This window comes from Marinobacter sp. CH_CUG1437-1 (genome assembly GCF_037029655.1).
Taxonomy (GTDB): domain Bacteria; phylum Pseudomonadota; class Gammaproteobacteria; order Pseudomonadales; family Oleiphilaceae; genus Marinobacter; species Marinobacter salsuginis.
Window position 1 is genome coordinate 60,234 of record NZ_JAYMEW010000004.1, and the last position, 25,357, is coordinate 85,590.

22 protein-coding genes and 1 tRNA gene are annotated in these 25,357 nt (G+C 57.2%); 4 read left to right on the top strand and 19 right to left on the bottom strand.

Translation table 11 applies throughout. The annotated features are described in order from the left end of the window. Positions 1-32: 32 nt before the first annotated feature. Genes WA411_RS12330 through pta form a run of 3 tightly spaced genes read left to right on the top strand, consistent with a single transcriptional unit; the run spans position 33 to position 5,858 of the window. Positions 33-2,444: a bifunctional diguanylate cyclase/phosphodiesterase gene (locus WA411_RS12330; protein ID WP_291907514.1), complete on the top strand. Its 2,412-nt coding sequence runs from the start codon at positions 33-35 to the stop codon at positions 2,442-2,444. Positions 2,445-2,471: 27 nt separating this feature from the next. After that, positions 2,472-3,668 (top strand): acetate/propionate family kinase, encoded by a 1,197-nt coding sequence (locus WA411_RS12335; protein WP_291907515.1) that lies wholly within the window; start codon positions 2,472-2,474, stop codon positions 3,666-3,668. Between the two features lie 27 nt (positions 3,669-3,695). Further along, positions 3,696-5,858, top strand: coding sequence for a phosphate acetyltransferase (gene pta / locus WA411_RS12340; protein WP_291907517.1), 2,163 nt, complete (start codon positions 3,696-3,698; stop codon positions 5,856-5,858). Positions 5,859-5,879: 21 nt separating this feature from the next. Here the strand turns inward: pta and der are convergent, their stop codons facing one another. The 13 genes from der to trmJ form a co-directional block, all read right to left on the bottom strand. Beyond that, positions 5,880-7,301, bottom strand: coding sequence for a ribosome biogenesis GTPase Der (gene der / locus WA411_RS12345; protein WP_222464354.1), 1,422 nt, complete (start codon positions 7,299-7,301; stop codon positions 5,880-5,882). A gap of 9 nt (positions 7,302-7,310) precedes the next feature. Then, the gene (gene bamB / locus WA411_RS12350) at positions 7,311-8,483 is read right to left on the bottom strand and encodes an outer membrane protein assembly factor BamB (protein ID WP_291907520.1); all 1,173 of its coding nucleotides are present in this window, start codon (positions 8,481-8,483) and stop codon (positions 7,311-7,313) included. Continuing rightward, positions 8,483-9,139, bottom strand: coding sequence for a YfgM family protein (locus WA411_RS12355; protein ID WP_069184991.1), 657 nt, complete (start codon positions 9,137-9,139; stop codon positions 8,483-8,485). Before WA411_RS12355 ends, bamB begins: the two co-directional genes overlap by 1 nt. 52 nt (positions 9,140-9,191) lie before the next feature. Then, positions 9,192-10,472 carry a histidine--tRNA ligase gene (gene hisS, locus WA411_RS12360; protein WP_291907522.1) on the bottom strand — a complete coding sequence of 427 codons (1,281 nt, stop codon included), beginning with the start codon at positions 10,470-10,472 and terminating at the stop codon, positions 9,192-9,194. A 49-nt stretch (positions 10,473-10,521) separates the two neighbouring features. Further along, on the bottom strand, positions 10,522-11,640 hold the full coding sequence (ispG, locus tag WA411_RS12365; RefSeq protein WP_069184989.1) for a flavodoxin-dependent (E)-4-hydroxy-3-methylbut-2-enyl-diphosphate synthase: 1,119 nt from the start codon (positions 11,638-11,640) through the stop codon (positions 10,522-10,524). 35 nt (positions 11,641-11,675) lie between these two features. Continuing rightward, positions 11,676-12,713, bottom strand: coding sequence for a RodZ domain-containing protein (locus WA411_RS12370; RefSeq protein WP_291907525.1), 1,038 nt, complete (start codon positions 12,711-12,713; stop codon positions 11,676-11,678). Beyond that, positions 12,703-13,476 (bottom strand): type IV pilus biogenesis/stability protein PilW, encoded by a 774-nt coding sequence (gene pilW, locus WA411_RS12375; protein WP_069184987.1) that lies wholly within the window; start codon positions 13,474-13,476, stop codon positions 12,703-12,705. The genes WA411_RS12370 and pilW overlap by 11 nt, the downstream gene beginning before the upstream one ends. A 74-nt stretch (positions 13,477-13,550) precedes the next feature. Continuing rightward, positions 13,551-14,663 carry a 23S rRNA (adenine(2503)-C(2))-methyltransferase RlmN gene (rlmN, locus tag WA411_RS12380; protein WP_209397866.1) on the bottom strand — a complete coding sequence of 371 codons (1,113 nt, stop codon included), beginning with the start codon at positions 14,661-14,663 and terminating at the stop codon, positions 13,551-13,553. Positions 14,664-14,726: 63 nt separating this feature from the next. Further along, positions 14,727-15,155: a nucleoside-diphosphate kinase gene (gene ndk / locus WA411_RS12385; RefSeq protein ID WP_069184985.1), complete on the bottom strand. Its 429-nt coding sequence runs from the start codon at positions 15,153-15,155 to the stop codon at positions 14,727-14,729. 68 nt (positions 15,156-15,223) lie between these two features. After that, on the bottom strand, positions 15,224-16,372 hold the full coding sequence (locus WA411_RS12390) for an IscS subfamily cysteine desulfurase (protein WP_291907527.1): 1,149 nt from the start codon (positions 16,370-16,372) through the stop codon (positions 15,224-15,226). Between the two features lie 22 nt (positions 16,373-16,394). Next, positions 16,395-16,892: a Fe-S cluster assembly transcriptional regulator IscR gene (gene iscR / locus WA411_RS12395; protein WP_069184983.1), complete on the bottom strand. Its 498-nt coding sequence runs from the start codon at positions 16,890-16,892 to the stop codon at positions 16,395-16,397. A 78-nt stretch (positions 16,893-16,970) separates the two neighbouring features. Continuing rightward, positions 16,971-17,744, bottom strand: a complete 774-nt coding sequence (gene cysE / locus WA411_RS12400; RefSeq protein ID WP_064228158.1) for a serine O-acetyltransferase — start codon at positions 17,742-17,744, stop codon at positions 16,971-16,973. Then, a complete protein-coding gene (gene trmJ, locus WA411_RS12405) occupies positions 17,737-18,600 on the bottom strand; it encodes a tRNA (cytosine(32)/uridine(32)-2'-O)-methyltransferase TrmJ (protein ID WP_291907531.1) in 864 nt (287 codons plus the stop codon). Before trmJ ends, cysE begins: the two co-directional genes overlap by 8 nt. Before the next feature lie 183 nt (positions 18,601-18,783). Between trmJ and WA411_RS12410 the strand changes: the two genes are divergently transcribed. Beyond that, a complete protein-coding gene (locus WA411_RS12410) occupies positions 18,784-19,584 on the top strand; it encodes an inositol monophosphatase family protein (protein ID WP_069184981.1) in 801 nt (266 codons plus the stop codon). Positions 19,585-19,668: 84 nt separating this feature from the next. On the opposite strand, the gene secF is transcribed toward WA411_RS12410, so the two are convergent. From secF to WA411_RS12440, 6 genes are all read right to left on the bottom strand, one after another. Further along, positions 19,669-20,622 (bottom strand): protein translocase subunit SecF, encoded by a 954-nt coding sequence (gene secF / locus WA411_RS12415; RefSeq protein ID WP_209397874.1) that lies wholly within the window; start codon positions 20,620-20,622, stop codon positions 19,669-19,671. Then, positions 20,615-22,489 carry a protein translocase subunit SecD gene (secD, locus tag WA411_RS12420; protein ID WP_291907534.1) on the bottom strand — a complete coding sequence of 625 codons (1,875 nt, stop codon included), beginning with the start codon at positions 22,487-22,489 and terminating at the stop codon, positions 20,615-20,617. Before secD ends, secF begins: the two co-directional genes overlap by 8 nt. Before the next feature lie 94 nt (positions 22,490-22,583). Continuing rightward, entirely contained in the window at positions 22,584-22,946 is a 363-nt protein-coding gene (gene yajC, locus WA411_RS12425) for a preprotein translocase subunit YajC (RefSeq protein WP_069184978.1), read from the bottom strand. Positions 22,947-22,975: 29 nt separating this feature from the next. After that, positions 22,976-24,097: a tRNA guanosine(34) transglycosylase Tgt gene (tgt, locus tag WA411_RS12430; RefSeq protein WP_069184977.1), complete on the bottom strand. Its 1,122-nt coding sequence runs from the start codon at positions 24,095-24,097 to the stop codon at positions 22,976-22,978. Positions 24,098-24,111: 14 nt separating this feature from the next. After that, positions 24,112-25,215 (bottom strand): tRNA preQ1(34) S-adenosylmethionine ribosyltransferase-isomerase QueA, encoded by a 1,104-nt coding sequence (gene queA, locus WA411_RS12435; RefSeq protein ID WP_291907535.1) that lies wholly within the window; start codon positions 25,213-25,215, stop codon positions 24,112-24,114. 33 nt (positions 25,216-25,248) lie between these two features. After that, positions 25,249-25,335: transfer RNA gene (locus tag WA411_RS12440), tRNA-Leu, on the bottom strand. Between the last annotated feature and the right edge of the window lie 22 nt (positions 25,336-25,357).

A 25,357-nucleotide genomic window follows, 5' to 3' on the forward strand; every position in this document is an offset into this window, starting at 1 on the left:
CCTAACCGGTCTGGGTGGCTGAAGTTCAATACATGCCTAAACTGTCGACGCGTCTTCAACGTTTTCGCTCAGGCTCGCCCCTGTCTTTCAGGCTGCTGGCCTGGATTCTTCTGTTCAGTTCCGCCTTTACGCTGGTGGCCTCCGCGCTTCAGATCTACTCCGATTATCGAAAAGATCTATCCCAGATCGACAATCGCATGCAGGTGGTTGAGTCCGGCTATGCATCCAGTCTTGCGCGCAGTCTGTGGGCCCTCGACCAGAAGCTCCTGCAAACCCAGATGGAAGGCATTCTGAGCTTGCCCGATGTGGTGCATCTTCGGCTGAGAATCGAACCCGACTCCGAGCTGGTTATGGGTGAGATCCCACGGGACGCGAAAACCACTTCCCACAGCTTCAATCTGGTTCACCAGGGCGATGAAATGTTCAAACTGGGCGAGCTTACGGTGACCGCCGATCTGGACCGCGTCTACGATGAACTCAAGCGGAAGGTGGGTGTGATTCTCCTGACCCAGTTTCTCAAGACGTTTTTTGTTTCCATCCTGATCATCTGGATCTTCCAGTACTTCGTGGCACGCCATCTGACCACCATGGCGAATTACGCGCGGGAATTCTCCCTGAAAACGACTTCCAGGCCACTGACACTGGACAGGCCCAACACACCCTCAAACCGAAACGACGAGCTCGGCCGGGTTACGGACGCGATTAATCAAATGCGTGAACGGCTCAACGCGGATATGGAGCGTCAGCAAAAAGATGCGGCGGAGATCCGGAAGTTTTCCAAGGCCATCGAACAAAGCCCTTCGTCGGTTCTAATTTGTGACCGGCAGTGGCGCATCGAGTTTGCAAACCAGAAATTTACTCAGCTGACCGGCTACGATGCCTCGTCGATTGTGGGAAAACATCCCGGGGCGCTTGGAAACAACGAAATCGAAAACCGTGAAAGCCGTCATCTATGGCAATCAATTCGCTTACAGGTACAGCGGGTCGGTGTCTGGCAGGGTGAAGTGAACAGCGTGCGTCGAAACGGCGAACGTTTCTGGGAGCAACTGATCGTCACTCCGATCAAGGACGAATCCGGCAGTACGACCGGATACCTGATCCTGGGCGAGGACATCAGCATTCGCAAGCGCTATGAACAGCAGCTGCTGCGCCAGGCCAACTACGACATCCTCACTGGCCTGCCCAACCGGATGCTCGCCCTGGATCGCCTGAAGCTGGCTTTGGCCCAGGCGCGCCGGGAAAGCACCCTCGTGGGCGTGATGTTCCTCGATCTCGACAACTTCAAACACATAAACGACACCCTCGGCCACGATGCCGGCGACAACCTGTTGATTGAAGCAGCCCGTCGAATTTCCAGCTGCCTCCGCGGCACCAGTACCGTTGCCCGGCTGGGCGGTGATGAGTTTCTGGTGATCTTGCCCGGCCTGACCGGCCCGGAGGCGTCATCCCAGGTGGCAGAGCGTATTCTGAAAACCTTTTCTCCGCCCTACATTCTCAATGGCCAGGAAGTGTTCGTAACGACCAGCATCGGGATTGCGATTTTCCCGACCGACTCGGATAACAGTGGCACACTCTTGCAACACGCCGACGCAGCCATGTACCAGGCCAAGCACAAAGGCAAGAGCTCCTTTGCCCACTTTGCGCCGGAGATGACGGAAGTCTCTCACGAACGCCTGAAGATGGAGTCCAGCATGCGCAGGGCTCTGGAATTGAAGGAGTTCGAACTGTATTTCCAGCCGATTGTGAATACCGATTCCGGTACGCTTTGCTCGGTGGAGGCCTTGTTGCGCTGGAATAACCCGGCCATGGGCATGGTGATGCCCGATCGATTCATTCCGCTGGCCGAGGAAACCGGCCTGATAACGCCGATCGGCGAATGGGTTCTTGAGGAAGCCTGTCGGGCCGCCGTGGGCTGGAAACAGGCCACTGGCAAAGACATTGGCATTTCCGTGAACGTCTCCCCGCGCCAGTTCCGGGATCCTGGCTTTACCGAGGCCGTGATGCACGCCCTTGCTGCCAGCGGCCTGGCACCGGAACAGTTGGAGCTTGAAATCACCGAACGACTGATTCTGGACAACTCTATTGAGACCGCCGAAATCCTGCGCCAACTGGACAAGGCCGGGATCCGCTTGTCAGTGGACGATTTTGGTACAGGCTACTCGGCACTCAGCTATCTCAAGAGCTACCCGTTTGATACGCTGAAAATTGACAAGTCCTTCGTCCAGGACGTCATGAAAGAGCCCGAGGATGCCTCACTGGTCCGGGCCATCATCAACATGGCCCATAGCCTGGGCCTGCGGGTGATTGCAGAAGGGGTGGAAGAAGAGGCCCAGACCCACTTCCTGAAAAAGGAAGGTTGCGACTTCTCACAGGGATACTTCTACAGTCGCCCTCTGCCAGCTCCGGATTTTGATGCCTGGCTGGCCAGCAATCACCGGGTATAGATTCGAAATCGTTGGAACCCCACTCCCATGGAAGACACCGTACTTGTCGTGAACTGCGGCAGCTCATCCCTGAAACTCGCCCTGTTCGATTGCCAACATAACAAGCTGGCTTCTGCCCTCGCCGAGCGCCTCGGCCAGAACGATGCGTTTGCCCATGTTGAAGGCCTGGACAAAGCCATTCCCCTGGACCCAGGCGCCAGTCACGATCAGGCGCTCAATGCACTGGTTACGGTATTTCAGGATGAAGGACTGATGGCGTCGCCTCCGACGGCCGTTGGCCACCGGGTAGTTCATGGCGGCGAGACCTTCCGTGAGGCCGTGCTTATTGATAACGATGTCATCACTGCCATTGAGGACTGCGCGGGCCTTGCGCCCCTGCACAATCCGGTCAATCTGTCCGGTATTCGCGCAACCCTGGCCCGGTTTCCCGACGTGCCCCAGGCAGCGGTTTTCGACACCGCCTTTCACCAGACACTGCCCAAAAGAGCATATCTCTATGCGGTGCCGGAAGCCTGGTATCGCGATTGGGGAATTCGCCGGTACGGATTCCACGGCACCAGTCATGCGTTTATGGCATCCGAGGCTGCTTGTCGGCTGGGGAAAACACCGGCAACCATCTCGGTCATTTCGGCCCACCTTGGTAACGGGTGCAGTATTGCAGCCATCCGCGATGGGATCAGTGTGGACACCAGCATGGGCCTTACGCCGCTGGAAGGCCTGGTAATGGGAACCCGAAGCGGGGATGTCGACCCGGGCCTGTTCGACTTTCTCCGCGGCAAGGGAATCGCCGCTGACGAAGTACACCGGGTCCTGAACCAGGAAAGCGGCCTGCTGGGTCTTTCCGGCCAGACCAACGACATGCGCTCGCTCTGTGAGCTGGCAGACCATGGCCATGAGCCATCTCAAATCGCCATTGATGTGTTCTGCTTCCGCCTGGCCCGTTACATTGGCGGCATGATGGCTTCCCTGAGCCATCTGGACGCGCTCGTCTTTACTGGCGGCATCGGGGAAAACAGTGCCCGGATCCGGGCCGAAACCATTCACCACCTCAAGCTCATGGGATTTGAACTCAGCCCGGACCTCAATAATCATCAAGGCGAATTCAGCGACGGTCGGATCGAAAGCGCCGACTCCCGGTTTCCCGTGTTGGTCATCCCCACCAACGAGGAACTGGTTATTGCGCGGGAGGCCTCGCGGCTTGCCGGCGCTCTTACGCCCGGCTGACCCATACGCATCATCAGGATTACCATCATGGCAAAGAGTCTCTTTCTCGCACCGACATCCATGGATTCAGGGCTCACGTCGGTCTGCCTCGGCCTGCTGCGCGCCCTGGAACGGGTCGGCGTGAGCGTTGGCTTTTACAAACCTTTCTGTCAGACCGTTCACCATGCCGAATCCATGCACAACGCAGGTCAGGACACCTCGGTCTCTTTCGTAAGGGCCAGCAGCCATCTGAATCCACCAGATCCGATTGCGCTCAAGGAAGCGCAGCAACTGCTCAACAGGGGCAAATCCGATTACCTGCTCGAGACAGTGGTCGGCGAATACCAGAAAGTTGCGCGCGACGTGGACGTCGTCATCATTGAGGGATTGGTCCCAGACCGCAGCGAAGCCTATATTGCGCGGCTGAACGTGGAGGTCGCCCGCAATCTGGGTTCCGAGGTCATCCTGGTGAGCACGCCCAAAAACCTGGACGCCCGGCAAATGGATGAGGAACTGGATTTTTCATCCCGCCTGTTTGCCAACCCAAGCGACCCGGATGTCATCGGCGTCATCCTGAACAAGGTGGGAGAACCAGAACACGCGGCCCTTGAACCTAGGTCCAACAGCAAACCCCATACCCCGTCTACCATCGATTACCGCGGACAGTGCAAAGTGTTCAGTGAGGGCCGCTTTCGGCTGATTGCGGAGATTCCCTGGCAGCCCGAGCTGCTTGCACCCCGCGTCTCCGACATAGCCAGAGAGCTGGGGTTACCGGTTCTCAATGAGGGGCAGATGCACGACAGGCGGGTCCAGAAGGTATCCGTGTGTGCCCGAAGCATTCGCAATATGACCGAAACCCTGAGGCCCGGTACTTTGCTGGTCACCCCGGGTGATCGGGAAGACATCGTGGTGACCACTGCTGTCGCAGCCCTGAACGGCGTCCCACTGGCTGGTTTGATGCTCACTGGCGGTCTGATGCCTGACCGGCGTGTGATCGAGCTCTGCCACCGGGCACTCGAAACGGGGCTGCCGGTGCTTGGCTCCGATGCCAATACCTATGAGACGGCTCACATGCTGGCGAATCTGTCTTCCGCCATTCCCGTTGATGACCCCAACCGGATTGAAAAAGCGATGGAGGTGGTCGCCACCCGGATAGACACCGATTGGTTGCAGCAGCACCTTAAAGTGGCACGACAGAACAGGCTGTCCCCGCCCGCTTTCCGGTATCAGCTGTCGGAACGCGCAAGGGCAGCAAACAAGCGCATCGTACTGCCGGAAGGCAGTGAGCCACGAACCGTGCAGGCCGCTATCATCTGTCATCAACGCCAGCTGGCCCGGTGTGCCCTGATCGGAAATGCCGCTGAGATCAGGCGCGTGGCGGCTTCCCAGGATCTGGAACTGCCCGAAGATATCGAAATCATTGATCCGGCTGAAGTGCGGGAGCGTTATGTCGACCCGATGGTCGAGTTGCGCAAGCATAAAGGCCTCACTCCGGACATGGCCGAAGCGATGCTCGAGGACAACGTCGTTCTCGGTACCATGATGGTGGCTCTGGACGAAGCCGATGGGCTGGTTTCAGGTGCCATCCACACAACCGCGAACACGGTCCGCCCCGCCCTTCAGCTCATCAAGACCCATGACCACGCAAAAGTGGTTTCTTCGGTGTTTTTCATGCTGCTTCCGCAACAGGTCGTGGTCTACGGCGACTGCGCCATCAACCCGGATCCGAATGCCGAGGAACTGGCAGACATCGCTATCCAGAGCGCTGAATCCGCCGAAGCCTTCGGCATCGAGCCCCTGGTCGCGATGATCAGCTACAGCACCGGGGAATCCGGCAGTGGCCAGGACGTGGACAAGGTGAGAGAAGCCACGAGGATAGCTCGTGAGCGCAGACCGGATCTTTTGATAGACGGGCCGCTTCAGTACGATGCTGCTGCCATCGAGAGCGTGGCAAGGAGCAAGGCGCCAGACAGCAAGGTAGCCGGCAAGGCCACGGTGTTCGTGTTCCCGGATCTGAATACCGGCAACACTACCTACAAGGCGGTTCAGCGCAGTGCCAATGTGGTCAGTATCGGGCCAATGCTGCAGGGTTTGCGAAAGCCGGTCAACGATCTGTCCCGGGGCGCACTGGTGGAGGATATTGTGTTTACCGTCGCCTTGACTGCGGTTCAGGCAAAGCAGGTTGAAAACGCTGAAGCGGGCCAGGGATAAACCCTGAGCCCGATCACCAAATCAGCGTTTGAGACTCTTCTGGCGCTGTTTCTTTGGACGACGGCCTTTCTTCTCGTCGTTGTCCTTCTTCACCTTCTGGCGTGGGGTCAGGCGATCCACTTTACCGGCAAACGGGTTTTCACCCGATTTGAATTCAAAGCGAATTGGTGAACCAGTCACTTTCAGGACCTTCCGGAAGGTATTCTCAAGGTACCGCTTGTACGCCCCTGGCAGTGAATCCACCTGGTTACCGTGAACCACAATGACCGGCGGGTTGGACCCGCCCTGGTGGGCGTAACGAAGTTTGATTCGGCGTCCGTGCACCATGGGTGGCTGATGCTGGGCAATGGCATCCTGGAGAATGGCCGTCAGGCGGTTGGTCGGCCATTTTGCCATGGCAGACTCGTAGCAGGCTTCCACCGACTCGTACATCACACCCACGCCAGACCCATGGAGCGCCGAAATATAGTGCTTATCGGCGTAATCCAGGAAGTCGAGGCGACGCTGCACCTGCTCCTTTACACGGGCACGGTCTTCCGGGTCCATGCCGTCCCATTTGTTGATGGCGATCACCAACGAGCGACCGGCATCAAGAACAAACCCGATCAAGTGGAGATCCTGATCCACCAGGCCTTCCCGGGCGTCAATGACCAGGATAACCACATGGGCGTCGTCAATTGCCTGGAGCGTTTTGATAATGGAGAATTTCTCCACCACTTCGCTGACATTCTTGCGGCGGCGGACACCTGCGGTGTCAATCAACGTGTACTGACTGCCCTGGCGCTCATACGGAATATAAACGCTATCCCGGGTAGTGCCCGGCATATCGTAAACCACCACGCGTTCTTCACCGAGCATCCGATTGACCAGGGTGGACTTGCCCACATTCGGCCTGCCGACCACGCCAATGCGGATGCCGGGGTAACGATCAGCTCGATCCTCTTCCTCCCGCTCCTCCTCGGAGGGCAGCAGGATCTCGAGCATCGAACGGATACCCCGGTTGTGGGACGCGGCAATCAGGAACGTGGATTCAAAGCCGAGGCTGTAGAAATCCGATGCCGCAATGTCCGGATCCTGGCCATCGGTCTTGTTCACAACCAGATGAGCCTGCTTTCCGGACCTGCGAAGACTGTCTGCAATAAGCTCATCGCCCGCGGTCAGACCGGCACGACCGTCCACCAGGAACAGAACAACGTCAGCTTCTTCCACCGCCTGCATGGACTGACGCGCCATTTCAAGATCGAGGCCCTGCTCGTCACCGGTAAGACCACCGGTGTCTATGACGATGAAGCGCTGCCCCTCATAGCTGCCCTCACCGTATTTGCGGTCACGGGTAAGCCCCGGGAAGTCCGCAACCAGGGCATCCCTGGAACGGGTCATCTGATTAAACAATGTCGATTTGCCAACGTTGGGGCGTCCGACAAGGGCAATAACTGGGGTCATAATTGGGGATCAATCCTGCGGTTTAACCTGGAATACGGCCATCTTTCCGCTGTTGCCAAAAACCAGCAGGTTACCATTGGCAAGACGCTGTGCCGGTACGCGGATACCCTCATCGTCGAACTCCAGCTGGCCGACCAGCTTGCCGTTCTCACGGTCAATGGCGTGCAGGTAGCCTTCGAAATCGCCTACCACCAGGTAGTCTTCGTAAACCATTGGCTGGGTCAGTTGGCGCCAGGCGAGACGATCCTGGGTCCAGACTTCCCGACGGTCCGAGCCTCTCAGGGCAACAATGTCGCCATTGGCCGAGGCCAGATAGATCTCGCCGCCGCCAATCATCGGGGAATAGAGGCTGGAAGCTTTCCGGCTCCAGATTTCCTGCCCGGTACGAATATCAACGAGGGCAAGTTTACCCTGGTAACCAACCACCATGACGGCGGTTTCAATGACCAGGGGTTGCCCCGCCACATCGACCAGCCTTTCCAGCTCGGTGCGCCCCTGGGGCTGGCCCACTTCATACTGCCACATCGGTTGACCCGAGCCTGCGGCCAGGGCAATCAGTTTACCGCTGGCAAAAGAAGCTATGACCACGTCACCACCAACCAGCGGGGCTGCGGCGGCCCGCATCGAAAGGACCGGAACGGTACCGTCGTACTGCCATAACTTTTCGCCATCGGCGGCGCTGAACCCGAGAACCTTGCCATCAGTGGTCTGGGCGACAACCAGAGAGCCATTGGACTGAGGTGCGGACAACACTTCCGTCGGCAGTGGCTGGCGCCAGATTTCGGTTCCATCTTCACGGGAGAGCGCCACCAGATCAGCGTTCTCGGTGGTCAGGTAGAGATTCTCCCCATCACCGCCGAGACCAGAGAAGATGCGCTCCTCAAATTCTGATTCCCAGACAACCTTGCCGGAATCCGACGCCACGGCGTACAGCTCCCCGTCCGCCGAAGCAGCGTAGATCAGATCGCCGGTGTTCAGGGGTGCCAGGTAGAGAAAATCGCCATCATGACCGTCGCCCACGGACATGCTCCAGACTCTCTTGAATTCGGCTGTCGCCTCAATTTCAGGAACCGGAACAGGTTGTTCGAAGGTATCCGTCGTGCTACAGCCGGAAAGTGCCACCAGAAGCGCCAGCCCCATCAGCAGTCCGCGTTTCGAAATCCTGTCGCGGAGGAGTGGCATCAGGCATCCTCCCCGACACCGAGGTCAGCCAGTTTCAGTTCCAGAATGCCACTGCGGCCCTGTTGGCTCTGTTCACGGGCAGCAAGATAGGCTTCGCGAGCGCCCTCCTTGTCGCCCTGCGCCAGCAGGATGTCGCCGCGCAGCTCGGAGTACATGGCAGCAAACGCGTCGGCATTACCGGCACCATCGATGGTGGCCAGCGCCTCTTCGTACTGGCCCGCGGAAAACTGGGCGCGAGCCAGGCGATTGCGCACCACAAGCGCCAGTGCTTCGTGCTCGCCGGTCTTGTCCAGCGCCCACTTCAGGGAATCAACAGCAGCTTCGGCATTGCCTTCCTGCATCAATTGCTGGCGTGCCAGGATCAGATTGCCGTAAACCGCATAGGCACTGTCTGTATAATCTTCTCTCAGGGTCTGCGCCACGAAAGCGACGGTCTCGCCGCTGGTTTCATCGGCCTGGTCACTGAAGGCATTCAGCAGGTTGGCGAACTGGTTCGCTGCCTCGGTGCGCTGCTGGGCCTGATGGTTCTGCCAGGCCTGCCAGCCAAACACGATGGCCAGGGCCGCACCAATGCCGATCAGCAGGGAACTGCCGTTCTTCTTCCACCAGTCCTTGATCGCCTGGATCTGTTCTTCTTCGGTGCGCAACTCTGCCATGAGGACTCCTGTTGTCGAATTTTTGCTTTTGTATCAGTAAATTTGATCAGATTCAGTTTGCCAGCGCCGTGGCCAGCGCAGCGGCCAACTCGTCCTGGGCAATTTCGGTCTGAGGCTCATCAGCACGCAAGGGTTTCAGTCCCGCAGTTCCATTGGCCACCTCATTCTCACCCAGAATCACTGCGTACCTGGCGCCACTCCGGTCAGCCTTCTTCATCTGGCTTTTAAAACTGCCGCCCCCGCAGTGAGAAACGATAACCCGCTCCGGCAAGGCTGCACGCAGTTTTTCAGCCAATATGAGCGCTGGCGCCAACGCCCCGTCTCCCATAGCCGTCACATACACATCGGCGTTGCTGTTCACGTAATCCGGGACCAGCCCAAGCGTTTCAAGCAGCAGGATAAGGCGCTCCAGACCCATCGCAAAGCCTACGGCGACTGTCGGTTTGCCACCCAGCTGTTCCACCAGGCCATCGTATCGGCCACCGGCGCACACAGTACCCTGGGCACCGAGACTGTCGGTTATCCATTCGAAGACGGTCTTGCCGTAATAATCCAGGCCCCGAACCAACGCCGGGTTAACTGAATACGCCACGCCCGCAGCATCCAGCAACGATTTCAGACGCTCGAAATGCTCCCGGGATTCTTCATCAAGATAGTCGTCGAGGCTGGGCGCGTTTTCCAGGATCTTGCGGGTGGAAGGATCCTTGCTGTCCAGGATCCGCAAGGGATTAGACTCCAGGCGCCGCTGACTGTCTGCATCGAGGTCTGACTTGAACTGGCTCAGATACTCTACAAGGGATTTCCGGTAAACCCGTCGAGATTCGGAGGTTCCAATGGAATTGATTTCCAGACGGGTATGCTCGGCAAGTCCGAGCTCTTTCCAGAGTCTCGCGGTCAGGATCAGCAATTCGGCATCGATATCAGGACCAGTCATCCCGAAACATTCCACGCCGATCTGGTGGAACTGACGATAGCGCCCCTTTTGCGGACGTTCATGTCGGAACATGGGGCCCGTGTACCAGAGTCGACGGGTCTGGTTGAACAGGAGACCGTGTTCCTCGGCCGCCCGGACACAACCAGCTGTACCCTCCGGACGCAAAGTCAGGCTGTCACCGTTGCGGTCTTCAAAGGTGTACATTTCCTTTTCGACAATGTCGGTGACTTCACCAATAGACCGCTTGAACAGGTCGGTCTGTTCCACGATCGGCATGCGGATTTCCTGGTAGCCATACTGGGACAGCACCCTGCGTACCGTGGATTCCACAAACTGCCATACGGGCGTTTGCTCCGGCAGGATATCGTTCATCCCGCGAATTGCCTGAATCTTTGCCAATGTTAACCCTTAAATCTGTCTGGATGGTTGTGCCCGGGAATGGAAACGATCAGTTGTCCGAACGGGCAATGATCGATTCTTCCTGTTCCTTGCGACGTGCCACTTCCTCGCGAATCAGGCGCTCCAGATCATCGGTCAACGTGGCATTGTCCAGCTTCTGGTTCGGTTTGCCCGCCATATAGAAAAGATTCTTGGGGCTGCCACCGGTCAGTCCGAGGTCGGCAACTTTGGCCTCACCCGGGCCGTTGACGATGCATCCGATGATGGCCACATCGAGGGAGTCATTCACATCCTCCAGCCGCGCTTCCAGGTCATTCATGGTCTGGATGACATCGAAGTTCTGGCGGGAACAGCTCGGACAGGCAATAAAATTGATGCCCCGGCTGCGCAGGCGAAGGCTCTTGAGAATATCGAACCCCACCTTGATTTCCTGCACCGGATCCGCCGCCAGTGATACGCGTATGGTGTCGCCGATGCCATCCATCAGAAGCATGCCCAGCCCAATGGAGGACTTGACGGTGCCCGAGCGCAGGCCACCGGCTTCGGTAATCCCCAGATGGAGCGGCTGTTCTATCTGCTGGGCGATCTTACGGTAGGCATCCACGGTCATGAACACCTCGGAGGCTTTCAGGCTGACCTTGAAGTCCTGGAAATCATGACGGTCGAGGATATCGATATGGCGCATGGCGGATTCCACCAGCGCGTCTGCCGTGGGTTCACCGTATTTACGCTGAAGAGACTTTTCCAGGGAACCCGCGTTTACACCGATCCGAATCGGAATGTTGCCATCCCGCGCCGCGCTGATAACAGCACTGACGCGATCATCGCGGCCGATATTGCCCGGATTGATACGAAGGCAGTCTACACCCAGCTCCGCCACCCTGAGCGCGATCTTGTAATCGAAATGGATGTCGGCGACCAGTGGCAGGGATACCCGCTCCCGAATCTTTCCGAACGCCTCTGCAGCGTCCATGGAAGGCACAGAAACCCGCACGATGTCCGCACCCGCTTCCTGCAATGCCGTGATCTGGCCAACCGTGGCCTCCACGTCACAGGTGTTGGTGTTGGTCATGCTCTGCACCGCGATCGGCGCGTCGCCACCCACAGGAACATTGCCCACCATGATCTGGCGGGATTTGCGTCTGGTAATCGGGGAATCCTGTTTCATGTCTTGCTGACCGATGTAGAAAATTTGATCAAGTTTCAGATTGTCAGGGTAAATTCTGACCGGTTGTTGACAACCCGGTAGCCGCCGATATCCACGGGCTCACCCTGGAAACGGATGGATTCGACCGCATCGACCGCACCAATAACAACCCTGAGCGGCGCTGGTCCGGCAACATCGATCTGGTCTCCGTTCCGCTGAAGCGAATTCACCAACCGGTTACCCGCAGCATCACTGACCTGAACCCAACAATCGTCGCTGAAGCGAATCTGAAGCCGGCCTGTGTCCGCCACTTCAGAAAAGCCATTTGGATTTTCAAGAACCGGATCCGGCGTCTGAACAACCGCCGGAATCTGCTCGGTCACCGGGTCGACCGGCTCCTGAACGGAGTCTTCAACGACTGCAGTGTCTGCCGTGGCCTGAGCCTCGCCAGCATCCAGTTCAACTTGTTCTGTCGACGGCTCCTGGGGCTCTGCAACCTCAGGCTCAGATTCCACTACTGCAGGCTCAGGCTCTTCAACGGTTGCTACAGCCTGAGGCTCGGAACGCTCTGGCTCTGGCTCAGCCGACGCTGTCAACTGCTCAGTTGCCCCCTGCTCTTCCTCCTCAGGCAACGCCTCAGACTCCGTTACCGCCCCCGAGGGTGCGGCATCCTGTTCAGGAAGCAGGAAGGTAAACGCCAGATAACCGGCAATACCCAGGACGACCAGAAAGAACAGGGCCTTGGCCAGCTGGCGTTTCCGACGTCTGCGGCGCTCAATATCAACCAGAGGATTGGCTTCCTGCTCCTGTTCCCGCTGTTGCCGGATTGGCTCCAGCTCCTGATCCAGATCGGCGATTACCGCATCCGCATCCAGCCCAACCTGTCTTGCATAAGCCCTGACATACCCTTTCAGAAAGAGTTCACTGTCAATCTGGCTGTAATCTCCCGACTCGATCGCCTGGATCACCGAGGGGCGCAGATGCTGCGCTGCGGCGACATCTCCGGTGCTCAAACCGGCTTTTTCCCTTGCTTTCTGTAGCTGCTGCCCTACGGGGTCCTTCATCGCTGGCTGTGGATTTTCTTCAGTTGCCATTAGAAATCAGCACCTTATATTGTTGGTATTCGACTGACTCCGGAAATTTATTTCTGAGCTGAAGTGCAAGGCTTGCTTCCTGGTCTTCATCACTGTAATAGCGGGCAATACGAATGCCGGTAAGAAGACTCTCCGGTGAATGAACCAGACGCTGATTTCTCTGCATCATTGAAATCAGGCGCGAATAGTAACGGGCCGCATCGTCGTAGTCACCGGTCTCAACAGACACCCGTGAAAGCGCCAGCAGGGAGCGGGCATCACCCCGCGTCAGCTCAACCGCCCGGCGATAAGATGTGGCGGCAGCCTCCAGTTCTCCGAGCCGCTCCTGAGTCATGCCAAGGTTAAAGAACACCGAACCCCGGTCCTGGTAACCGGTATCCCTTGATGCAGCGCGGAACTGGTCGCGCGCATCTTCCATCCGGTTCTGGCCGAACAGGAAAGCACCGTAGTAGACTCGCGCCCTGGTATAGCCCGGATCCTCGGAAATAGCTTGTTTGAAATTGCGCTCCGCAAGCTCGGGTTCACTCTCGGCGTTGTAAACAAGACCCATCGCGGCCCTGGCTCCAGGGTCATCTGAATCGAGCTTCAACGCCCTGTCGAGGTGATGACGCGCACGCTCGAGGTTGCCCTGTCCTATATAGGCTGTAGCCAGTTTGACATAGTTATCCAGTGCTTCCTGCTTATCCGCTTCCCGTGAAAACCGACTGTCGGTGGTGGTAACGCAACCTGTAACCAGCACAGTCAGCAGCACGGCCACTAACATGGAAAAGCGTCGGTTTGCTGGTGTCGTTATCACGGGTGTCCCCTTCCTCGATTGGGCTGCAAGACGTTCCTGGTTCAGGGATTTACCTGCTGAACCTGAATATACCTCTGGCTCCGACGGGTCCTGTCTTCGACTCGCCCTACCAGCTGACCACACGCGGCATCAATGTCGTCTCCCCGGGTGGTTCGGATGGTCGTGATGTAACCGGCCTCGTTCAGAACCGTCTGGAAGCGACGGGTCGCATTCATGCTTGGCCGCCGGAAATCGCTTTCCGGGAACGGATTAAAGGGAATCAGGTTGATCTTGCACGGCAGATCCCTCAGAAGCACTGCCAGCTCGCGGGCATGCTCTGGCTGATCGTTCATCCCCTCGATCACGGTGTATTCGATCGTTGCCTTGCGCTTGTCCGGCAACCGGGCGAAGTAGCGCTTGGTCGCAGCCAGCAGTTCGGCTATCGGGTACTTTTTATTCAACGGAACCAGTTTGTTACGAAGTTCATCATTCGGCGCATGCAGGGAAATGGCCAGTGAAACATCGGTAACTTCCGACAGGCGGTCCAGAGCCGGCACAACACCGGATGTGCTGAGAGTAACCCGACGCTTGGAGATCCCGTAGGCCAGATCTTCCATCATGAGGTTCATGGCATCGACGACATTGTCGAAATTGAGGAGGGGCTCGCCCATGCCCATCATGACCACGTTGGTTATCGGTCGATCCGGACCCGGCTCGAAAGGCATAAAGGCCTTGCGCGCGACCCACACCTGGCCGATAACTTCCGCCGCGGTAAGATTACGGTTGAATCCACGCTTGCCCGTGGAGCAGAAGGTGCAGTCCAGACTGCAACCAATCTGTGAGGAAACGCAAAGCGTGCCTCGCTCCCCGTCTGGTATCAGCACGGTCTCGACACTGTTGCCGTTGTCCATGCGCATCACCCATTTGCGGGTGCCGTCTTTGGAGGTTTCGTCGTAAACCACCTCAGGACCACGGATCTCGGCAACCTGCTTCAGCTTCTCCCGCAGCGCCTTGCTCATATTGGTCATTTGATCGAAGTCATCAGCGCCACGCTGATGTATCCACTGCAACACCTGGGTGGCACGAAAACGCTTCTCTCCCAGGGATTCAAAGAAAGCTTCGAGCTTGGCTTTCGGCATCCCCAGCAGATTGGTTTTTTCAGCGGCCGCTGTCATTTCATAACCTCGATCAGATAACCAATTCGGAGGCGACCGGATGGTCGCCTCCGATCAACGCGATCAGCCCCGCGGGCAGATCTCGTTGTCATTGAAGAAATAGGCGATTTCGCGCTCTGCGGAAGCTGCGGAATCAGAGCCGTGAACGGCGTTCGCGTCGATGGAAGAGGCGAAATCGGCACGGATGGTGCCAGCATCGGCTTCCTTCGGGTTGGTCGCGCCCATCAGATCACGGTTCTTGAGGATGGCGCCCTCGCCTTCCAGAACCTGGACAACCACCGGACCGGAGGTCATGAAAGCAACCAGATCGTTAAAGAACGGACGCTCTTTGTGCTCTGCGTAGAAGCCTTCCGCCTGCTCCTGGGTGAGGTGCATCATCTTGGCAGCAACAATGTTCAGTCCCGCTTTCTCAAAGCGGCTGTAGATTTCGCCGATCACGTTTTTTGCTACCGCGTCGGGCTTGATAATCGAGAGCGTGCGCTCAGTTGCCATGGTCTTTCTCCAGTTTGTGGATGGTAAAAATTCTGGCCTGCGATTATACGCAGTCCGGGGCAAACTTCCTACCGCACTGCGCGGAGGCGGCTAACAACATCAACTATTTGCGAACTGGCAAAGGCCACGTCCTCTTCGGTGGTGAAACGGCCGAAGGAAAAACGCAGCGCCCGATGGGCCTGCTCATCACTCAGCCCAATACCACGCAAAACATAAGAAGGTTCTACTGTGGCCGAAGCGCAGGCCGAACCGGAGGAGACCGCCAGATCCCGAAGGCCCAGCATCAGGGACTCGGCATCAACGCCGTCAAAGGACAGATTCACTATACCGGGCACGCGATTGCTTTCACTGCCGTTAAGACTGACACCGTCGAGAGACTGAAGCCCCGCCAGAAAAGACTTCCGGAGCGCCTCCAGTTTAACGATTTCTTCCTCAAGCCCGGATTGAGCCAGTGAAAACGCTTTTCCCATTCCCACGATCTGGTGGGTCGGCAAGGTTCCTGAGCGCATTCCCCGTTCATGGCCACCGCCATGGATCTGGGCTTCAATTTGCACGTCCGGGGACCGCCTCACGTAGAGAGCGCCCACCCCTTTCGGCCCATACACCTTGTGCCCGGAGAGCGCTAACAGATCTACCGGCATGGAACCAACATCAATGGCCATCTTGCCGCCGGCCTGGGCGGCGTCCACATGGAAAAGAACGCCACGCTGACGCAATTCGGCACCAATAGCGGCAATATCGTTGATCGTTCCCAGCTCGTTGTTCACCAGCATCAGGCTGACAAGCACGGTATTTTCCTGCAACGCATCCAACACCTGCTCACAACTGATGGTCCCGTCTGCTGCGGGATCCAGCCAGGTAACATCGATCCCCTGGTGCTCCAGCCACTTGCAGGTATCGACGACAGCCTTGTGCTCAATCTTCGAGGTAATGACATGAACACCCTGCCGGCCTGCCACAGCGCCCTTGATCGCCAGGTTATCCGATTCCGTGGCGCCTGACGTCCAGACGATTTCCCGGGGGTCGGCGTGAATCAGCCCGGCAACCTGCTTGCGTGCAGCTTCCACAGCAGCTTCCGCTTGCCAACCGTAGGCGTGCGTCCGGGATGCAGGATTACCGAAAACGCCATCCAGCGTGAGGTACTTCATCATTTCATCGGCGACAGCAGGATCAACGGGCGTGGTGGCCGCGTAGTCCATATAAACGGGCTTTTTCATGGGATCCGGAAACTTGTTGGTGTCAGGCCGGCGCCTGATCAGACAGGCGTTCGGTGTTGATGGTTTCTGAGCCGTTGTCAGACTGACGGCGGTTCTGCCGGTCCGCAACCTGGCGAATTTCGTGTTTTCTCATCAGATCTCCGAGACTTATCTCGCTCAGGAACTGATGAATCTGATCGCTGAGATCAGACCAGAGATGGTGGGTCAGGCATTTCTCGCCATTCTGGCAATCGCCTTTATTGCCACACCGTGTTGTATCCAGCGACTCGCTGACGGCGTCGACAACTTCGGCAATATAAAGCTCAGCCGCCGGACGACTGAGTTTATAACCTCCTCCGGGGCCGCGAATACTGACAACCAGTTTCTGGCGGCGGAGACGGGAGAAAAGCTGTTCCAGGTAGGACAGTGAGATTTCCTGACGGGCCGAAATATCAGCGAGACTCACCGGCCCCTGATCTCCATGCAGAGCCAGATCAAGCATTGCCGTGACGGCATAGCGGCCTTTGGTGGTCAACTTCATAGTGTCAGCCCCGTGACGGGATTGAATCTCAAAAACGCAGCAGAGAGTATGAATTGACCAACCATTTCAGTCAAGTATTCAGCGGCGCACCTCATCGTCATCACGGACGCAATCAAAGTCCTCTTCCTGTAACGGCGGCAGCTCGCCATTCTGGTATTCACTGTTCACCTTACGCAATGCCTTGCACATGTTCTCGATGCGATCATCCACCGCATGCATGTGATCAAGCAGCGAGCGCATGGCTCTGGCAACGGGGTCTGGCATTTCCTCAGTCACACCATAGGCGTCGAAGCCCATGCGCTCTTCCATCTCCTTGCGGCGCGCATCATCCTCGCCTTTACGCTTGACGATGACTCGGCCCGGAATACCTACCACCGTTGCGCCTGCGGGCACTTCCTTCGTAACCACGGAATTCGACCCGATCTTGGCACCCTCGCCCACTTCAAAGGGCCCTAGAATCTTTGCGCCGGCACCCACAACGACGCTGTTGCCAATCGTGGGGTGGCGCTTGCCTTTGTTCCAGCTGGTTCCGCCAAGGGTAACGCCTTGATAAAGGGTAACGTCATCCCCTATAACCGTGGTCTCGCCAATGACCACGCCCATGCCATGGTCAATGAAAAACCGGCGCCCGATGGTCGCGCCCGGATGGATCTCGATGCCGGTCAGCCACCGGGCAATGGTGGAGATGGTCCGAGCAAGCCATTTCAGACCGAGGCTCCACAACCAATGGGAAAACCGATGAAAAAGCAGTGCGTGCAAGCCCGGGTAGTTGGTCAGGACCTCAAAGGTGTTCCTCGCGGCGGGATCCCGATGGAACACGCTGTTAATGTCTTCCCGCAAACGCTCAAACATGGCCATTATCCTGTTCCGTCGCCGCAGTGCCGGCCTCGGTTGATTTGCTGCTATTCTGCGTACCTGCTGCCTTCTGAACAGCAGTGAGAATACCCCTGAGAATGTTGATTTCCATCTGATCCAGTCTGGCTCGCTGGAACAGACGCCGCAAGCGCGTCATCAGTTGCCTGGGGTTCTCCCGTCGATGAAAATCCACATCAATCAGCACCTGCTCGAGGTGCCCGAAAAAGCCCTCGACATCGTGAACTTTGGCCGGCGGCACGTCCCAGCCTTCGTCCCCCGGTCTGGTCATCGACTTTAGGTATGGGCTCCCTTCACCGCCTTCAAGGCTGCGCAGATAATACATTCGCAATTCATAGCACATCACCTGAACAGCCATGGCCAGATTCAGGGAACTGTAATCCGGGTTGGACGGGATATGAATGTGGTAGTGGCAACGCTGCAGCTCGTCGTTGCTCAGACCATGATTCTCTCTTCCGAATACCAGGGCCACCGGGCCGTTTTCTGCGTGGCCTGCCGCGGCCGCTGCGGCCTCAGGTGGCGCACAAACCGGCCATGGCACCTTTCTTCCCCGGGCACTTGTCCCCATCACCAGCACGCAGTCGGAAAGCGCCTCGTCCAGCGAAGACACCACATGAGCGTTATCAAGCACATCAAACGCTCCCGCCGCGCGAGCGTAGGACGCCTCATCCGGAAAAGAAGACGGGTTAACCAGCCACAGATTGCCCAACCCCATATTTTTCATGGCTCGGGCAACAGCGCCGATGTTGCCGGAATGAGATGTTTCTACCAGAACAATCCGGATCTGATCCTGAAATGTTTCTGTCCCTTCCTGTGGAAGTGCGCTTTTGTGCATTACTAGCAGGCCCAAGGTTGTTGATCAGGGCGGCAATGATAGCAGAAAGCACCGCCTCACTGCCCCTCCGGACAACCCGTAACCTCTGATTATCCGTGCTATTGCTGAGTCAAAAAACATACAAGCGGGGTGATCTTTTGCTATGATACCCGGCCTTCACACACCCGGATAATGAACACTCAGATGCAACCAGCTATTAAAATGGCCCTGCGCGTCGCGCGTCAGGGGTCCGATTATCTGAAAGCCCATTTCGAGCGCCAGGAACCCACCGGTAAAGACGACTCAGAACGCCGTCGGCAGCTGGAGCGGGTTGAGCAGTCTATTTACGATAACTTTGCCGAGCAGCTCGAAAAGGCCTACAAGGACCACAGCATCGCGCCATTGAACGAAGCGAATGCGGGAACCAGCGAGAAAAGCTGGCATATTTTCCCGGTCCTGGGGCGTGAGAATTTCCTGAGGGGCATTCCGGAGTTTGCTCTGGCATTGTCCCAGAAGAAGAATAACCGTACCGAAAACCTGCTGCTGGTGAACCCCGTTACCGGCGAGGAATATTCCGCCAGCCGTGGCCACGGCGCCGCATTGAATAGCCGCCGGGTACGTGCTTCGGAAATCAAACTGCCAGAAAATGCCGCGATTGCAACCAACCTGCTGGACCAGGCCCGTAAGAGCGAAGATCCAATGCTCTGGGGCGAAATGGCCGCGGTACTGGCACGGGATTCTGGCATGTTCCGCACGTCAGGCTGTGTGGTCCTGGATATTGCCCGAGTTTCAGCGGGCCTGATGGATGCGGCGATCATTTTCCGCCCCGAGGCGACCGATCTGGATCTGGGCGTCACACTCGCCATGGAATCCGGCGCACTGACCGGCGATTTCTCCGGCAACCCGTCTACCGGCAATGCCCGCCAGCTGGTAGTGGCAAACCCGAAACTGTTCCGGGAAGTTCTGAAAGTACTGCACCCGTTCCGGGGCCGGCTGCCACGCTAAAGCGCCAGGCTTTTCCGGACACAAAAAAACCGCCAACATCATGTGGCGGTTTTTTTATGCCCGAAACGACAGGACCAGATCAAATTACATCCTGTTCAGCCATTCCGGCGGCTGCTCTTCCTCGTCCTCGTTTTCGGCACCTTCTTTCGGCGGCACGATCAGATCGTCACGGGACACGCCCATAACCATCAGGAGGTTGGCAGACACGTAGATGGAAGAATAGGTACCAACAACCACACCGATAATCAGTGCCAGGGCAAAGTTGTTGATCGCCTCACCACCCAGAAAATACAGGGCGAACAGCACCACAAGAGTTGTGCCGGAGGTATTGATTGTCCGGGCGATGGTCTGATGAATCGATTCGTTGATAATGTCCCAGGGCTCACCAACGCGCATCTTGCGGAAATTTTCCCGGATACGGTCAGCTACAACGATGGTGTCGTTCAGCGAGTAGCCGATTACAGCAAGCAGGGCCGCCAGCACCGTGAGATCAAAGGTCCACTGAAACAGGGCAAAGACACCCAGAACGATAATTACATCGTGAGCCAGGGGCACCACCGAGGCAATACCGAACTTGAACTGGAAGCGCATTCCCACATAGATGAGCACGACCGCCAGGGCAATCAGCAGGCCAAGGCCGCTATCTTCCTTGAGCTCCTCGCCAACCTGGGAGCCCACAAACTCGGAACTAACGAGCTCCAACTCCACGCCACCCTCTTTCAGGGTTCGGGTTACCTCGGGGGCCAGTTGATCGTTGTCAGCCTCGGCCATACGCACCAGCACTGTGGTGTCGGCTCCAAAGTTCTGGACAGAGAACTGCTCATAGCCGGCGGCATCGAGCCTGGACCGGATTTCATCGAGCTGCGGCGCCTCTGCATATTCAAATTCAACGGACGTGCCGCCGGTAAAGTCCATCCCCAGGTTCAGACCACGAACGGCCAGGAGGGCAATGGACACAACGATCAGCGAGATAGAGATTACGGAAGCAATTTTCCGCAAGCCCATGAAATCAAACGGTTGCTTTTGATCTTCAGACATTGGCGAGCTTTCCTCCGATCGACAGCTTCTCGACCCTGCGGCCGCCGTAAATAAGGTTCACGATGCTGCGGCTGACCATCAGGCCAGAGAACATCGACGTGAGGATCCCGATGCACAGGGTAACCGCAAAGCCTTTCACCGGGCCGGAACCCATGGCAAACAGAATGACGGCAACCAGCAAGGTGGTGATGTTGGCATCGAAAATGGAAACGAAGGCTCGGGAATAACCGGAATTGATAGCCGTCTGGGGAGGCACACCGGATTTGAGCTCTTCCTTTATACGCTCAAAGATAAGCACGTTGGCATCTACCGCCATACCCACGGTCAGAACGATACCGGCGATACCCGGCAAGGTCAGCGTTGCCGACAGAATCGACATGCACGCCACCAGAAGCATCAGGTTCAGGGTTAGCGCAATGTTCGCGACAACACCGAACCCACGGTAATAGACAAGCATGTACAGCAGCACCAGACCGAAGCCCAGCGCCACCGACATCATGCCGGCATCAATATTCTTCTGACCAAGGCTGGGGCCGATTGTCCTTTCCTGAACAAAGTACATTGGCGCCGCCAGCGCACCGGCCCTCAGCAGCAACGCGAGTTCTGCCGCCTCCGGGATGGAATCAAGACCGGTAATACGGAAGCTGCTTCCCAACGCGGACTGCACAGTAGCCAGGCTGATAATGCCCTTCTCTACTACGCGGTTTTCAACTTCCTGAGGCTCACCGTCAACCATTCTGGTTTCGGTTTCCGTACGGTATTCGATGAACAGCACGGCCATCCGGCGGCCAATCGCATTGCGGGTGGCGCGATTCATCAGATCACCACCAACGGAATCCATGGTGATATTGACCTGGGGCTGACCGTTCTCATCAAAGGCCTGCTGGGCATTGGCCACATTATTACCGGTGGCAATGACTTCCTGCTCAAGGCGGGCGGTGCGCTGTGGTTGATCGCGGAAACCGAACTCTTCGGTTTCGCTGCTCGGCGCGTCCTGACGGGCCTCCATGCGGAACTCGAGGTTTGCTGTGGCCCCAAGTACACGCTTGGCCTGCGCGGTATCCTGCACGCCGGGGAGCTCAACGATAATGCGGTCGGCGCCCTGCTGTTGAACCAGGGGCTCGGCCACACCAAGCTCATTCACCCGATTACGGATGGTGGTAAGGTTCTGCTCCAGGGCGTAGTCCTGGATCGCCGTTACTTCCGCCTCAGACAGGGTCAACACCAGGAGGAACTCATCACCCTCGGTCTGCTCATCCAGAAGGAATTCGTTGTACTGGTCACGCACCATGTTGAAGGCTTCGGTGCGGGATTCTTCGTCGCGGAAGCTGAGAACAATCTGACGACTGTCTTCCACATCCCCGCCACGATAACGGATCCGCTCTTCACGCAGCTCTCGCTTGATCTGGCCGGACATGGCTTCGAGTCGCTGGCTTACCGCGGTCTCCATATCGACTTCCAGGAGGAAGTGAACGCCGCCGCGAAGATCCAGGCCCAGCTTCATGGGGCCGGCACCCAGGCTTTTCAGCCATCCCGGCGTGGAAGCCGCCATGTTCAGCGCAACCAGGTATTCGTTGCCAAGCGTAGCCTGCACCAGTGGGCGAGCCTGCAATTGGTCTTCAGAGTTGGTGAGACGGATCAGAGCATCCCGATCCTGAAGAGTACTGCTTTTCACCTCGATACCCTGGCTTTCCAGCACATCGACAGCCCTCTCGAGCACACCGGCATTCACCTCTGTGCTGCTCCGGGCGCCTGTGATCTGAATGGCGTAATCGTCGGGGAAGAGGTTGGGCAAAGCGTAGATAAACCCGATCACGAGCGCGACCAGGATAACCAGGTTTTTCCAAAGCGGATACTTGTTCAGCATGGGATCCCTTGTAGCCGGCCTGATGGCCGGCCTTGGTGTTTCAGCCAGGAAGATTCAGACCGGCCACCAGGGATGGCCGGCTAAATGGCCCCGCTCAGATGTCCTTGAGCGTGCCCTTGGGCAGAGCCGCGGCCACGGCTACTTTCTGGACCTTGATCTCGACATTATCGGCAACTTCCACAACGATAAAATCGTCAGTTACCTTGGTAATCTTGCCGGCAACACCACCGGAGGTCACAACCTCGTCGCCCTTGTTCAGGCCAGACATCAGCGCCTTATGCTCTTTCGCTCGCTTGGACTGCGGGCGCCAGATCAGGAAATAGAAAATCAGAATGAAGCCAGCAAAAAAGATGACCTGGCCCATAACACCCATTCCCTGTGCAGCCGGGTCCTGCGCCATGGCAAAAGCAGGCATCAGAGCCAAAAGGCCGGCAACGAGCATTTTAATAGATTTCATTGAATATCTCCGTTGGTTTAGCGAATAGATCAAACATTGCCCAGAGGCGGAACGGTCTCTCCGCGCAGGGCATAGAAGTCGGTTACAAAGTCCGACAATGTACCTGCTTCAATGGCCCCACGCAATCCAGCCATCAGGTTCTGGTAAAACCGAAGGTTATGGATTGTATTCAGCTGCGAACCCAGCATTTCTCCACATTTATCGAGATGATGCAGATAACTTCTCGAAAAATTCTTGCAGGTGTAACAGTCACAGCGTTCATCCAGAGGGGCAGTGTCGTGACGATGCCGCGCGTTGCGGATTTTTACAATCCCGGTGGAAGTGAACAGGTAGCCGTTTCGGGCATTGCGGGTCGGCATCACGCAGTCGAACATGTCGACGCCACGCCGAACGGCCTCCACGATATCCTCCGGCCGGCCCACGCCCATCAGGTAACGTGGTTTGTCCTCAGGCATTTTCGGTGGCAAGTGATCCAGAATCCGGATCATGTCTTCCTTTGGCTCGCCAACCGAAAGGCCACCTATGGCATAACCATCGAAGCCAATGTCTGTAAGACCCTCCAGAGAGCGGTCCCGCAGGTTTTCGTACATACCACCCTGGACAATGCCGAACAATGCTGCAGGATTCCCCTCATGGGCATCCTTGCTGCGTTGTGCCCAGCGCAGTGACAGCTCCATGGAGTCTTTTGCCTGGCGTTCGGTGGCGGGGTAAGGCGTGCATTCGTCAAAAATCATGACGATGTCAGAACCAAGGTCCCGCTGGACCTGTATGGCAATTTCCGGAGACAGCTCCACCGGAGAGCCATCGACCGGTGAACGGAAGGTAACCCCTTCCTCGGTAATCTTTCGCATCTCGCCCAGGCTGAATACCTGAAAGCCGCCGGAGTCGGTCAGGATCGGCCCCTGCCATTGGGTGAAATCATGAAGATCACCATGGGCCTTGACCACTTCGGTGCCTGGCCGGAGCATCAGGTGAAAGGTATTACCGAGGATAATTTCTGCGCCGATCTCATGAATATCGCGGGGCAACATGCCCTTCACAGTGCCGTATGTTCCAACCGGCATGAAGGCGGGCGTTTCAACCGTGCCCCGGGGGAACGTCAGCCGGCCACGACGGGCACGCCCATCCTCGCCCAGTTTTTCGAACGACATAAAACAGGTTTGCGTCACAAGGCCTCCCCGGCATTATCAGTACCGGATTCATTGGATTCCACGGCCGCCCCCAGCAACATGCCACGGCTGGGTTCCTGTCCGGCAATGAACATGGCATCGCCGTAACTGAAAAAGCGGTAGCGTTCCTTCACCGCTTCCCGGTAGGCCGCCATCACATTGTCATAGCCGGCGAAGGCGCTGACCAGCATGATCAGGGTGGATTCCGGCAAATGGAAATTGGTTATCAGGGCATCAACGGTCTGGAACCGATAGCCCGGGTAAATAAAGATATCAGTCTCACCAGTGAACGCCCTCAAGCGTCCGCCACGACTTGCAGACTCAAGTGAGCGAACCGACGTGGTGCCCACAGCCACCACACGCCCTCCCCTCGCGCGGGTTCGCTCTACGGCGTCGACGGCATCCTGGGGAACATTGACCACCTCGCTGTGCATGGTGTGATCTTCGATTCTGTCCACACGAACCGGCTGGAAGGTTCCGGCCCCGACGTGCAGCGTCACGAAAGTACTTTCGATCCCGCAGGCGGCCAACTTCTCAAGCAGGCTTTCATCGAAGTGAAGCCCTGCCGTCGGCGCTGCGACGGCGCCGGCCTCCCGGGCGTAAACGGTCTGATAGCGTTCCCGGTCTGTGGCTTCGTCCGGCCGGTCAACGTAGGGCGGCAATGGCATATGCCCAATGCGCTCCAACACGTCCAATACCGGTTCCTCGCTTTCACACACCAGGTGAAACAGTGCTTCATCGCGGCCTGACATACGCAGACAGGTGCCATCTTCAAGGAGAACCTTTTGCCCTTCCTTCAAAGCCTTGGAGGCGCGGACATGGGCAACAATTTCATGTTCCCCGGTCACCCGCTCGACAAGCACCTCTACCTGCCCACCCGTTTCCTTTTTGCCGAAAAGGCGCGCAGGGATCACCCGGGTGTTGTTAAACACCAGCAGGTCACCGGGCTGAAGCAGATCAGGAAGTTCACTGAAAACGCGATGATCAAGCTTGCCGGAAAGACCATCCAGACAAAGCAACCTTGATGCGCTTCGATCTTTGAGCGGGTAGCGGGCGATCAATTCGTCCGGCAGGTCAAAATGAAAATCGGAGACATTCATGGAAGACTGTTAACGACGCCGAAGGAAAGAAGATGGTAGCGGCGGGCGGACTCGAACCGCCACGGGTTTTACCCCAACGGATTTTGAATCCGTCGTGTCTACCAATTTCACCACGCCGCCATCGGAGAGTGTTGGGGATTAT